Raw genomic sequence first — 11,452 nt, forward strand, 5'->3', positions numbered from 1 at the left:
TCCCGTGTGAAAGTAGGTCATCGTCAGGCTACCCCCATTCCGCCAATACCAACGCCCTCCCACTCCCAAAGAGTGGGAGGGCGTTCGGCGTTGGGCGTTGGGCGGGCGCGTTCAGGTGGGCGCTGCTGCAGGAGCAGGGGGAGAGAAAAGCCCTTGTTACGTTTATCTATGGACCATCGTAGCCCAGCAGTGTCTTCGGTGATGCGCCCGTTCAATGGCGCCCCACGGCATCGCCACAGCGGCTGCCATGGGTCTGCAATAGTAATATCGGGAGGCTTTGCTTATGCAAAGCTTACGTGCTGTCGCTTGCGCAGTGCCTGCGGCCTGCCCTGAATCTATTGCGCCCCTCCTGCCATGGCTGCCCCCACTACCACCTACTCCATCACCGACCTGGCGCGAGAGTTCGATCTGACTACCCGCGCCATGCGCTTCTACGAAGACATGGGTCTGCTGCAGCCCGCGCGCACCGGGCCGGGTGGCAGAAGCCGCCTCTACAGCGCCAGGGATAGAACCCGCCTCAAGCTCACGCTCAGGGCCAAGCGCTTGGGCCTGTCGCTGACGGAAGCCAAGGAGATCATCGACCTCTACGACAGTCCCCGCGACACCGAGGTGCAGCTGCGCAGATTCCTGCAAGTGCTAGGGCTGCACCGCCAGCACATCGAACAGCAGATCACGGAACTGCAGGCCAATCTGGACGAGGTGTGCGAGCATGAGCGGGAGGCGCAGGACATGCTGCGAAAAATCGAATCCCAGACGGCGGGAAGTCAGGGATAATTGACGTTTACGTCAACGTCAAAATTCCATCTTCACTGCGGAGCTGTTCCATGACCATTGCCACCGAATTGCCTGGCCTGAACTTCCAGCTGGGCGAGGACATCGACGCCCTGCGCGACGCGGTGCGCGTCTTCGCGCAGGCCGAGATCGCACCCCGGGCAGCCGAGATCGACCACAGCGACCAGTTTCCGATGGACCTGTGGAAGAAGCTGGGCGACCTGGGCGTGCTGGGCATCACCGTGCCCGAGCAGTACGGTGGTGCTGGAATGGGCTACCTGGCGCACATGGTGGCGATGGAGGAAATTTCCCGCGCCAGCGCCTCGGTGGGCCTGTCCTATGGCGCGCACAGCAACCTGTGCGTGAACCAGATCAACCGCAACGGCACCGAAGCGCAAAAGGCCAAATATCTGCCCCCGCTGATCAGCGGCGAGCACGTGGGCGCTTTGGCCATGAGCGAGCCCGGCGCCGGCTCGGACGTGATCAGCATGAAGTTGCGTGCCGAGGACAAGGGCAGCCACTATCTGCTCAACGGCACCAAGATGTGGATCACCAACGGCCCCGACGCCGATACCCTGGTGGTCTATGCCAAGACCGAACCCGAGCTGGGCGCGCGCGGCGTCACGGCCTTCCTGATCGAGAAGGGCATGCCCGGGTTTTCCATCGCGCAAAAGCTCGACAAGCTGGGCATGCGTGGCAGCCACACGGGCGAGCTGGTGTTCGAGAACGTCGAGGTGCCCGCCGCGAACGTGCTCGGCCACGTGAACGGCGGCGCGCGGGTGCTGATGAGCGGCCTGGACTACGAGCGTGCCGTGCTCACCGGCGGCCCACTGGGCATCATGCAGGCCGTCATGGACAACGTGATCCCCTACATCCACGACCGTAAGCAGTTCGGCCAGAGCATCGGCGAGTTCCAGCTGATCCAGGGCAAGGTGGCCGACCTGTACACCGTGCTGCAGGCTGGCCGCTCGTTCGCCTACACGGTGGCCAAGAACTTGGACATGCTCGGCGCCGAGCACGTGCGCCAAGTGCGCAAGGACTGCGCCAGCGTCATCCTGTGGTGCGCCGAAAAAGCCACCTGGATGGCAGGCGAGGGCATCCAGATCTTCGGCGGCAACGGCTACATCAACGAATACCCGCTCGGGCGCCTGTGGCGCGATGCCAAGCTGTACGAGATCGGCGCCGGCACCAGCGAGATCCGCCGCATGCTGATCGGCCGCGAGCTGTTCGCCGAGACCTGCTGACCGCGCACGCCGGCCGCGCTCAGACCGCATTCTTCACTCCTCCAAGGACCTGCCATGACCACTCCCTCCATCGACGAACTGTTCGTACACAACCGCGAATGGGCGCAGCAGATGGAGCGTGATCGACCCGGTTTCTTCACCGAGCTGATGGCGCAGCAAAAGCCCCGGTACATGTGGATCGGCTGCTCGGACAGCCGCGTGCCGGCCAACCAGATCACCGGCCTGGAGCCGGGCGAGGTCTTCGTGCACCGCAACGTCGCCAACGTGGTGGTGCCCAGCGACCTGAATGCCCTGTCCACCATCCAGTATGCCGTCGACCAGCTGCAGGTGAAGCACCTCATGGTCGTCGGCCACTACGGCTGCGGCGGTGTGCGCGCGGCCATGGAGGACATGCGCGTGGGCCTGGCCGACAACTGGATCCGCCACGTGAAGGATGTGCGCGACAAGTACGCCAGCCTGCTCGAAGGCCTGTCGCCGCAGTGGCGCCTGGATGCCCTGTGCGAGCTGAACGTCATCGAGCAGGTGGCCAACGTGGCGCACAGCACCGTAGTGCACGATGCCTGGGCGCGCGGCCAGCAGCTGACGCTGCACGGCTGGTGCTACAGCTTGCAGAACGGCCTGATCACCAACGTCGAGGTCACGGTGCCCGGCGCGGGCGGCCTGGACGAGGTGCGCAGGCGCGCCGTCGAGCACGTCGCCACCCGCCAGCGCGGCTGACGCGGCCTGTGCCCGGCGGGCCGTTCCCCTCACGCTGCCGGGCACCCGTTTTTCGCGCCGCGGGTCGACCATGTTTCCCGAACGCCTCGAAGCCCCCCAGGCCTACGCCATCGCGCAGGCCATGCTGGACGGCTTCAACCGCCACTACCGGCTGTTCCGGGCCGAATCGGCGCGTGCCAAGCACCGCTTCGAGACGGCGGACTGGCACGGCCAGCAGCGCGCGCAGCGCGAGCGCATCGAGTTTTACGACCTGCGCGTGAAGGAGTGCGTGCGCCGGCTGGACAAGGAGTTCGGCGCTGGCGCGCTGCCCATGGCGGTCTGGCACCAGGCCAAGCTGCACTACATCGGCCTGTTGGTGAACCATTTGCAGCCCGAACTGGCCGAGACCTTCTTCAATTCGGTCACCACCAAGATCCTGCACCGCACGCACTTCCAGAACGACTTCATCTTCGTGCGCCCGGCGGTCAGCACCGAATACCTGGAAAGCAATGCCCCCGGCGCCCGGCCCACCTACCGCGCCTACTACCCGCAGGGCGGGGCGCTGGAGGACTGCGTGCACGCCCTGCTACAGGACTGCGCGCTGCAGCGCCCATTCGAGGGCCTGCCGCGCGACGTGGCGCGCGTGGCCGCCGCCATCCGCCAGCAGCTGGGCGGCAGCACGCTGCGCAGCAACTTCCAGCTGCAGGTGCTGTCCAGCCTGTTCTATCGCAACAAGGGCGCCTACCTGGTCGGCAAGCTGATCAACGGCCATGTCGAGCTGCCGCTGGCGCTGCCCATCCTGCATGGCCAGCAGGGTGGCCTGGTGATCGACGCCGCGCTGTTCGGCGAGGACGACCTGCAGATGCTGTTCAGCTTCGCGCGCGCCTACTTCATGGTGGACATGGAGGTGCCCAGCGCCTGGGTGCAGTTCCTGCGCACCCTGATGCCGCGCAAGCCGCGTGGCGAGCTCTACACCGCCCTGGGCCTGGCCAAGCAGGGCAAGACGCTGTTCTACCGAGACTTCCTGCACCACCTGCGCTACTCCAGCGACCGCTTTCGCATCGCCCCGGGCATCAAGGGCATGGTCATGCTGGTGTTCGACCTGCCCAGCTTCCCCTACGTCTTCAAGCTCATCAAGGACCGCTTTCCGGCACCGAAGGACACCACGCGTGCCCAGGTCCAGGCCAAGTACCTGCTGGTCAAGCAGCACGACCGTGTGGGCCGCATGGCCGACACGCTGGAATACAGCCTGGTGGCGTTCCCGCGCGCGCGCTTTTCCGAGGAGCTGATCGCCGAGATCCGGCAGCACGCGCCCAGCCAGATCGAGATCAGCGACCGCGATGGCGATGGACAGGAGGAAGTCATCATCCGCCACCTGTACATCGAGCGGCGCATGATCCCGCTGAACATCCACTTGCAGGAATGCTTCGACGCCGGGCTGGAGCAGCCTGACGCGGCCCAGGCGCTGGAGCACGCCGTGGCCGACTACGGCAACGCCATCAAGGATATGGTTGCGGCCAACATCTTCCCCGGCGACATGCTGTGGAAGAACTTCGGCATGACGCGCCACGGCAAGGTGGTGTTCTACGACTACGACGAGATCGAATACCTCACGGACTGCCACTTCCGCCGCGTGCCGGCGCCGCGCAGCGAGGAAGACGAGCTCTCCGGCGAGGTCTGGTGGCCGGTCGGCCCGCGCGACGTGTATCCCGAAACCTTCGCCCCGTTCCTGCTCGGCCATCCGGCCGTGCGCGACGCCTTCCTGCGCCACCACGCCGACCTGCTGGATCCTGCGTTCTGGCAGTCGCACCAGGAGCGCATCCGCGCCGGGCACGTCTACGACGTTTTTCCATACGACCAAGCGCGGCGATTTGCCGCCGGCAGGACGATTGGCGCACAGGTGTCGTCACTGGCGCCTTCTGTGAGAGTTCTTCCGTGAATAACATTCCCAGCTCTCTGAACCGTAGTTCGGTCAAGGATGCAGAGACAGTGATGTCCGCAGTCTGTCCGGATGCGGAGTTGCGGCGGGCGATGCTTCGCTGCCTTTTAGACTCGATTTCTATTGTTGAGCATGTGGCACCAGAAGCCTGGGCCGTGACTTTGTTCGAGGATGGGTTCCGGCTCAATGTCGGCCAGGTGGAGGCATTGACCTGTGACTGGATACGTTGGCCGTTTCCCGCCGCCTCTGCTGCTGACGGGTCTTTTGCTGTTATGGACAACGACCTGCCGGTGCTCAGGATCCTGACCCAAGGAGGTGTACCGGTTGAACAAGACAGTGAAGACACAACGCTTGAGATCTCACCTTCTGCCTACAAGAGTGTGGCACTGCCGCAGCATGTTGTGTCGCTGCGGGTTGAGACACCTGAGCAGCTTGCGTACTGGTATGAAGAGCTGACCGGCGCCCATCGCCGGTATCTATTGCAAGCCCTGCACACGCCCACTGGAAAAGTGCGCTCAAGCACAGCGTTTAAGCGTACCCATTCGTCCGGATTGATCGACTACGCACGAATGTTTTGCTCTGCGGCACCCAATGGTCAGCCGACCGCGGTACCCAGCATGGACGAGCCGGGCAGGACAGAAGCAAGAGAGTTTTATGAAGGCCGTCCCCTCTCTGTTCAGACGACCCGGTACGAGCGGGATCCGAACGCCAGAGGCGCGAGCTTGGCGCAGCATGGCTACTCATGCGCGGCGTGTGGTTTCAACTTTGGCGCCGTGTATGGTCCGGTCGCCGAACATTACATCCAGGTTCATCACTTGAACCCTGTGTCGTCGCACGGCGCGGCGGTTGCGATCAACCCGATCACAGACATGCGGCCGCTATGCGCCAACTGCCATGCCGTGGCGCATTTCAAAAATCCACCCTACACCGTCGAAGAAATCATTTACTTCATCCACAAGGAGCAAACATCATGAACGACCCCATCGTCATCGTCGGCGCCGCGCGCACGCCCATGGGTGCCTTCCAGGGCGACTTCGCCGACCTGCCCGCCTGGGAGCTGGGCGGCGCCGCCATCCGCGCCGCCGTCGAGCGCGCCGGCATCGCACCGGAAAAGGTCGATGAAGTCCTGTTCGGCAACTGCCTGATGGCCGGCCAGGGCCAGGCACCCGCGCGCCAGGCGGGCCACGCCGGCGGGCTGCCGCGCAGCACGGGCGCCGTGACGCTGTCCAAGATGTGCGGCGCCGGCATGGAGGCGACCATCCTCGCCCACGACCAGCTGGTGGCCGGCAGCCGCGACGTGGTGGTCGCCGGCGGCATGGAGAGCATGACCAACGCGCCCTACCTGCTGAAAAAAGGCCGCGGCGGCTACCGCATGGGCCACGACAAGGTCTACGACCACATGATGCTGGACGGCCTGGAGGACGCCTACGAGAGCGGCCGCTCCATGGGCACCTTTGGCGAGGACTGCGCCGCCAAGTACCAGTTCACGCGCGAGCAGCAGGACCAGTTCGCCATCGAGAGCGTGCAGCGCGCGCAGGAGGCGGCGAAATCCGGCGCCTTCCAGGACGAGATCGCGCCCGTCACCGTCAAGACGCGCAAGGGCAAAGTCACGGTGAGCGAAGACGAGGGTCCGGCCAAGGCGCGCCTGGACAAGGTTGCCAGCCTCAAGCCTGCCTTCAAGAAGGACGGCACGATCACCGCGGCGTCGAGCTCCAGCATCAACGACGGCGCCGCCGCGCTGGTGCTGATGCGCGAGTCCACCGCCAAAGAGCTCGGTGCCAAGCCCCTGGCGCGCATCGTGGCCCACGCCATGCACGCGCAGGAGCCCGAGTGGTTCACCACCGCACCCGTCGGCGCGACCGAGAAGGTGCTGAAAAAAGCCGGCTGGAAGGCCGAGGACGTGGATCTGTGGGAGGTGAATGAGGCCTTTGCCGTCGTGCCCATGGCGCTGATGCACGACCTGCAGGTGCCGCGCGAGAAGGTGAACGTGCATGGCGGCGCCTGCGCGCTCGGTCACCCCATCGGCGCCAGCGGCGCGCGCATCCTGGTCACGCTGATCCATGCGCTGCAACGCCAAGGCAAAAAGAAGGGCCTGGCCACGCTGTGCATCGGCGGCGGCGAGGCCACCGCCATGGCGATCGAGCTGGTCTGATCCCGTCTGATCACTATATTTTCTGTAGCTGAAGGCCCTTGTGTTACATGGGCTTGAGGCCTTTTTGATTGGAAACTCATGCCCACAGCCCTGGTGATTGGTGCATCGCGCGGCATCGGCCTGGAATTCGTGCGCCAGTACCGCGAGGCCGGCTGGCGCGTGCTGGCCACGGTGCGGGGCGATGAGGGCCGTGCGCGCGTGCAGGCGCTGGGCGCGCAGGCTTTGACCGTGGACGTGGCCGACCCGGCCAGCATCAGCGGCCTGACCTGGCAGCTCGACGGCGAGCGTCTGGATGTGGCGCTGTACGTCGCCGGCGTCATGCGCCGCCCCGATGCGCGCACGCCACCCACGCGCGAGGACTTCGATGCCGTCATGCATGCCAACGTGCTCGGCGCCATGCAGGCGCTGCCGCAGGTGGCACCGATGGTCGAGGCGGCGGGCGGCGTGTTCGCCTTCCTGTCCTCGTCCATGTCGCAGATCGGCGCGGTGCCGGCCAGCAACGCCTGGCTGTACCGTACCAGCAAGGCCGCGCTGAACATGGCGGTGGCCGCGGCGCAGCACGACTACCCGGCGGCCACCCTGGTGACCATCGACCCGGGCTGGGTGCAGACCGACATGGGCGGAGGCGAGGCGCCGCTGACCGTGCAAGCCAGCGTGCAGGACATGCGCCAGGTGCTGGCCACACTGGCGCCCGAGGACAAGGGCCGGCTGCTGCACCACGACGGCCGCCGCGCCGCCACCTGGTAGCCGCGCCGGCGCAATGATCTTCTTCATCGCTTTGAATCAGGAGACTCCATGCTGCTGACCCAGGACCAGGACATGATCCGGGACGCCGTGCGCGACTTCGTGCGCGAGCAGATCACCCCGCACGCCGCCCAGTGGGACCGCGACCACACTTTCCCGCGCGAGGCGCACCGCGGCCTGGCGCAGCTCGGCGCCTACGGCATTTGCGTGCCGGAAGGCTACGGCGGCGCCGGGCTCGACTATGTGTCGCTGGCGCTGGTGCTGGAGGAAATCGCGGCCGGCGACGGCGGCACCAGCACGGCTATCAGCGTCACCAACTGCCCCGTCAACGCCATCCTGATGCGCTACGGCAGCGAGCGGCAAAAGCGCGACTGGCTCACCCGCTTGGCCAGCGGCGAGTGGCTCGGCGCGTTCTGCCTGACCGAGCCGCACGTGGGCTCGGACGCCTCGGCGCTGCGCACCACGGCGACCCGGGACGGGGGCGACTACGTGCTGAACGGCGTCAAGCAGTTCATCACCAGCGGCCAGAACGGCCAGGCGGCCATCGTCATCGCCGTGACCGACAAGGCCGCCGGCAAGCGCGGCATGAGCGCCTTCTTCGTGCCCACCGACACGCCGGGCTGGCAGGTGGCGCGGCTGGAGGACAAGCTGGGCCAGCACAGCAGCGACACGGCGCAGATCAACCTCGAGAACTGCCGCATCCCGGCCGCGAACCTGATCGGCGCCGAGGGCGAGGGCTACAAGATCGCCCTGTCGGCGCTGGAGGGCGGGCGCATCGGCATCGCCGCGCAGAGCGTGGGCATGGCACGCGCGGCGTTCGAGGTGGCCTTGCAGTACGCCAAGGAGCGCGAGAGCTTCGGCCAGCCCATCTTCAACCACCAGGCGGTGGGCTTTCGCCTGGCCGACTGCGCCACGCAGATCGAGGCGGCGCGCCAACTCATCTGGCACGCCGCCGCGCTGCGCGACGCCGGCCGGCCCTGCCTGAAGGAGGCCGCCATGGCCAAGCTGTTCGCCAGCGAGATGGCGGAAAAAGTGTGCAGCGCCGCCATCCAGACGCTGGGCGGCTACGGCGTGGTCAATGACTTTCCCGTCGAGCGCATCTACCGCGACGTGCGCGTGTGCCAGATCTACGAGGGCACCAGCGACGTGCAGAAGATCTTGATCCAGCGCGCGCTGGCCTGAACGCGGGGACTTGCCTTCAGCGGTCGCTGCTGCGCGCGCGCAGCACCACCGTGATGTCGCCATTGGCCTCGATGGTGGCGCGCTCCACCTCGTGCAGGTGCAGGCAGCCGCCGGCGCGCAGGGCGGCCATCAGGTCCTCGCGCGTCAGCAACTGGCGGCGCAGCAGCCGCTCGTCCACCTGGCCGTTGCGCACCAGCACCTGCGGGCTGCCGTCCACCAGGCGTTCCAGCCACTTGCAACGGTAAGTCAGGTGCGCCAGCAGCACGTGGCACAACAGCAGCGTGGCTGCCGAGATCAGGCCGCCCACCAGCGAGTTGTCGCCGGCGTTCATCGAGTTCTGCACCGCGTTGGACAGCACCAGCAGCAGCACCAGGTCGAACGGCGCCAGCTGTCCGGTCTGGCGCCGGCCCGTCAGGCGCAGGAACACCAGCAGGAAGACATACACCACCACGCCGCGCAGTACGAACTCCCACCACGGCACGCTCATATCGAACATTGCTGCACCTCTCCCACAACCCTGCCGTCGGGCAGGCCGCAGCCAGTCTAGGCAGCGATCGGCCCGCCCGGATGCAAGACGGCAGGCCGGGGAATTGAAGGCAGGCGCTGGCTGGTGGCGCAGCGGGCAGGCGGTGGACAATCCAGCGTCCGTCTGCTGCCCCACCGCGATGAAACCCCTGCCTTGCCCCTGCGGCCATGCAGCCGCTGGCCGCGTGCTGTCCTATGCCGACTGCTGCGGCCGCTACATCGAGCATGTCACCAGCATGCCCGCGCCCGACGCCGAGCGGCTGATGCGCTCGCGCTACAGCGCCTTCGTGCTGCAGCGCGCCGACTACCTGCTGGCCACCTGGCACGCCAGCGCGCGCCCGGCCCGTCTCGATTTCGAGCCGGGCGCGCGCTGGCTGGGCCTGCAGGTGCGCGTCCAGTGCCAGACCGGACCGGATGCGGCCGAGGTCGAGTTCGTGGCGCGCCAGCGCCTGCCCGGCGGCCGCGCCTGGCGCCTGCACGAGCGCAGCCGCTTCGTGCGCGAGGACGGACGCTGGTATTACGTCGACGGCGATATTTTTGAGTGAAAAAGCCCCACAGCCCTTGTTCGACATGGTCCTGTAGCTATCGAAAGCCTAGCTACAGGCAGGTCGGCACGCGCTTCAATCCCACCACATCGCGCCCACGTCGTGGGCGAAGATGGGGTAGTTCATCCACGCCCCGCGCAGGCCCTTGCGCACCACCGTGACCAGGCTGGGGGTGAAGATCCAGGCGTTGGCCGCGTCCTGGGCCAGGTGGCGCTGCAGCTGGCCAAACAGCTGCTGGCGCTGGCGCGGCGAGGTGGCCAGCGCGTGCTCGTGCGCCAGCACGCGAAACGCCGGGCTGTCGTAGCCAAAGTAGTAGTCGGGGTCGGTGTAGATCAGGTAGTCCAGCGGCTCGACATGGTTGATCAGCGTCATGTCGAAGTGCCCGCGGAACGGCCCCTGCAGCCACTCGCTCCAGCTCAGGCGCTGCAGCTCGGCGACGATGCCGACCTGCGCCAGCTGCCTGGCCAGCACGTCGCCGCCCAGGTGCGCGTAGGGCGCGGGCGGCAGCGCCAGCTTCAGCCGCAGCGGGGTCCGTACCCCGGCCTCGCGCAGCAGCGCGCGGGCGCGCTGCGGGTCGTGCGGGTACAGGCTGTCCAGGTGCAGGAAGCCGCGGTCGGTGGGCGCGAAGTGGCTGCCGATGGCGCTGCCATGGCCGTCCAGCACGCGCTGGATGAACTCTTCGCGGTCGATGGCGTGGGTGATGGCGCGGCGCACACGCACGTCACCCAGCGGCGCGCGGCGATGGTTCAGCGCCAGCATGCCCTTGCCCCCCGACTCGCCCAGCAGCATCTGGTAGCGCACGTCGTCCTGGAAGCGCCGCGCGGTGTTGGTGGCGAACTGGAAGAACAGGTCGATGTCGCCGCTGCGCAGCGCCTCGTCGCGCTGCTGCGGGTCGGACATGAAACGGAACCAGGCCCCATCCGGCCGCGCCTGGCTGGCACCGGCGCGCGCGTGCGGGGCGCGCTCCAGGCGAATGCTGTGGCCGCGCAGCCACTGCGCCACGCGGTAGGGGCCGGTGCCCACCGGCGCATGCGCCAGCTGCCCGGCGCTGGCCGGGTGCACGATGACCGCCGGGCCCTCGCCCAGACGAAAGGGCAGGTCCACATCGGGGTGGTGCAACGTCAGCGCCACGGTATGGGCGTCGGGCGTGGCGATGGCGGCGATGTTGTCGAACAGCGCGCGGCGCGACTTGTTGGTCGAGCCAGGCGCCTGCGCGCGCTCGAAGGAAAAGCGCACCGCCTGCGCGTCCAGCGGGCTGCCGTCGTGGAAGCGCATGCCTTCGCGCAGCCGGAAGACGTAGCTCAGCCCGTCGCGCCCCTGGCGCCAGGAATCGGCCAGCAATGGCACCACGCGGCCGCTTTCCTCGATACGCGTCAGGCCCTCCAGCACGTTGTAGTGCACCACCTCGCCCACCGCGGCGGCGGCGGCCATGGTCGGGTCCAGGCTGTCGGGCGCCAGCGACAGGTTCAGCACCACCGCGCGCTGACCGGCCTTGGCGCCGGACGGGGCCTGCGCGCGTGCCAGTGGCGGCAGCGCGCCGCACAGCGCCAGGGCCTGCGCCAGGCAGGCGCGGCGCGTGGTGCGCGTGGGCGCGTCGGGCGGGGGCAGGGACGCAGGGTGGGGCATGGCGCGTGGGCTGCAAGGGACAGGCGAC

General features: G+C 67.3%; 11 protein-coding genes. 9 read left to right on the forward strand and 2 right to left on the reverse strand.

The window, feature by feature from the left end; translation table 11 throughout:
• Positions 1 to 354: 354 nt before the first annotated feature.
• The 8 genes from BLQ61_RS15990 (at position 355) to BLQ61_RS16025 (ending at position 8,728) form a co-directional block, all read left to right on the forward strand.
• Positions 355 to 774, forward strand: a complete 420-nt coding sequence (locus BLQ61_RS15990) for a MerR family transcriptional regulator (protein WP_091572623.1) — start codon at positions 355 to 357, stop codon at positions 772 to 774.
• Positions 775 to 824: 50 nt separating this feature from the next.
• The gene (locus BLQ61_RS15995; protein ID WP_091572626.1) at positions 825 to 2,015 is read left to right on the forward strand and encodes an isovaleryl-CoA dehydrogenase; all 1,191 of its coding nucleotides are present in this window, start codon (positions 825 to 827) and stop codon (positions 2,013 to 2,015) included.
• 54 nt (positions 2,016 to 2,069) lie between these two features.
• Positions 2,070 to 2,732, forward strand: a complete 663-nt coding sequence (gene can / locus BLQ61_RS16000) for a carbonate dehydratase (protein WP_091572629.1) — start codon at positions 2,070 to 2,072, stop codon at positions 2,730 to 2,732.
• 70 nt (positions 2,733 to 2,802) lie between these two features.
• Positions 2,803 to 4,650, forward strand: a complete 1,848-nt coding sequence (gene aceK / locus BLQ61_RS16005) for a bifunctional isocitrate dehydrogenase kinase/phosphatase (protein WP_091572631.1) — start codon at positions 2,803 to 2,805, stop codon at positions 4,648 to 4,650.
• Positions 4,647 to 5,624, forward strand: a complete 978-nt coding sequence (locus tag BLQ61_RS17270) for an HNH endonuclease (RefSeq protein ID WP_139182767.1) — start codon at positions 4,647 to 4,649, stop codon at positions 5,622 to 5,624. The genes aceK and BLQ61_RS17270 overlap by 4 nt, the downstream gene beginning before the upstream one ends.
• A complete protein-coding gene (locus BLQ61_RS16015) occupies positions 5,621 to 6,802 on the forward strand; it encodes an acetyl-CoA C-acyltransferase (protein WP_091572635.1) in 1,182 nt (393 codons plus the stop codon). The genes BLQ61_RS17270 and BLQ61_RS16015 overlap by 4 nt, the downstream gene beginning before the upstream one ends.
• A 78-nt stretch (positions 6,803 to 6,880) precedes the next feature.
• Positions 6,881 to 7,549, forward strand: a complete 669-nt coding sequence (locus BLQ61_RS16020; RefSeq protein WP_091572638.1) for an SDR family oxidoreductase — start codon at positions 6,881 to 6,883, stop codon at positions 7,547 to 7,549.
• A 48-nt stretch (positions 7,550 to 7,597) separates the two neighbouring features.
• A complete protein-coding gene (locus tag BLQ61_RS16025) occupies positions 7,598 to 8,728 on the forward strand; it encodes an acyl-CoA dehydrogenase family protein (RefSeq protein WP_091572640.1) in 1,131 nt (376 codons plus the stop codon).
• Positions 8,729 to 8,744: 16 nt separating this feature from the next.
• Here BLQ61_RS16025 and BLQ61_RS16030 read toward each other — a convergent pair whose 3' ends face one another.
• Positions 8,745 to 9,224 carry a DUF421 domain-containing protein gene (locus BLQ61_RS16030; RefSeq protein ID WP_091572642.1) on the reverse strand — a complete coding sequence of 160 codons (480 nt, stop codon included), beginning with the start codon at positions 9,222 to 9,224 and terminating at the stop codon, positions 8,745 to 8,747.
• Between the two features lie 169 nt (positions 9,225 to 9,393).
• On the opposite strand from BLQ61_RS16030, the gene BLQ61_RS16035 reads away from it, so the two are divergent.
• Complete coding sequence (locus BLQ61_RS16035) at positions 9,394 to 9,798, forward strand: YchJ family protein (RefSeq protein ID WP_091572644.1); 405 nt, start codon at positions 9,394 to 9,396, stop codon at positions 9,796 to 9,798.
• A 75-nt stretch (positions 9,799 to 9,873) separates the two neighbouring features.
• On the opposite strand, the gene BLQ61_RS16040 is transcribed toward BLQ61_RS16035, so the two are convergent.
• Positions 9,874 to 11,424, reverse strand: coding sequence for an ABC transporter substrate-binding protein (locus BLQ61_RS16040; protein ID WP_091572647.1), 1,551 nt, complete (start codon positions 11,422 to 11,424; stop codon positions 9,874 to 9,876).
• Positions 11,425 to 11,452: the final 28 nt, after the last annotated feature.

Source organism: Oryzisolibacter propanilivorax (assembly GCF_900103645.1).
Lineage (GTDB): Bacteria > Pseudomonadota > Gammaproteobacteria > Burkholderiales > Burkholderiaceae_C > Melaminivora > Melaminivora propanilivorax.

Bases quoted from the DNA above. Each gene is read 5' to 3' on its own strand.
- BLQ61_RS15990 (WP_091572623.1), top strand. From the start codon at position 355: ATGGCTGCCCCCACTACCACCTACTCCATCACCGACCTGGCGCGAGAG.
- BLQ61_RS15995 (WP_091572626.1), top strand. From the start codon at position 825: ATGACCATTGCCACCGAATTGCCTGGCCTGAACTTCCAGCTGGGCGAG.
- can (WP_091572629.1), top strand. From the start codon at position 2,070: ATGACCACTCCCTCCATCGACGAACTGTTCGTACACAACCGCGAATGG.
- aceK (WP_091572631.1), top strand. From the start codon at position 2,803: ATGTTTCCCGAACGCCTCGAAGCCCCCCAGGCCTACGCCATCGCGCAG.
- BLQ61_RS16015 (WP_091572635.1), top strand. From the start codon at position 5,621: ATGAACGACCCCATCGTCATCGTCGGCGCCGCGCGCACGCCCATGGGT.
- BLQ61_RS16020 (WP_091572638.1), top strand. From the start codon at position 6,881: ATGCCCACAGCCCTGGTGATTGGTGCATCGCGCGGCATCGGCCTGGAA.
- BLQ61_RS16025 (WP_091572640.1), top strand. From the start codon at position 7,598: ATGCTGCTGACCCAGGACCAGGACATGATCCGGGACGCCGTGCGCGAC.
- BLQ61_RS16030 (WP_091572642.1), bottom strand. From the start codon at position 9,224: ATGTTCGATATGAGCGTGCCGTGGTGGGAGTTCGTACTGCGCGGCGTG.
- BLQ61_RS16035 (WP_091572644.1), top strand. From the start codon at position 9,394: ATGAAACCCCTGCCTTGCCCCTGCGGCCATGCAGCCGCTGGCCGCGTG.
- BLQ61_RS16040 (WP_091572647.1), bottom strand. From the start codon at position 11,424: ATGCCCCACCCTGCGTCCCTGCCCCCGCCCGACGCGCCCACGCGCACC.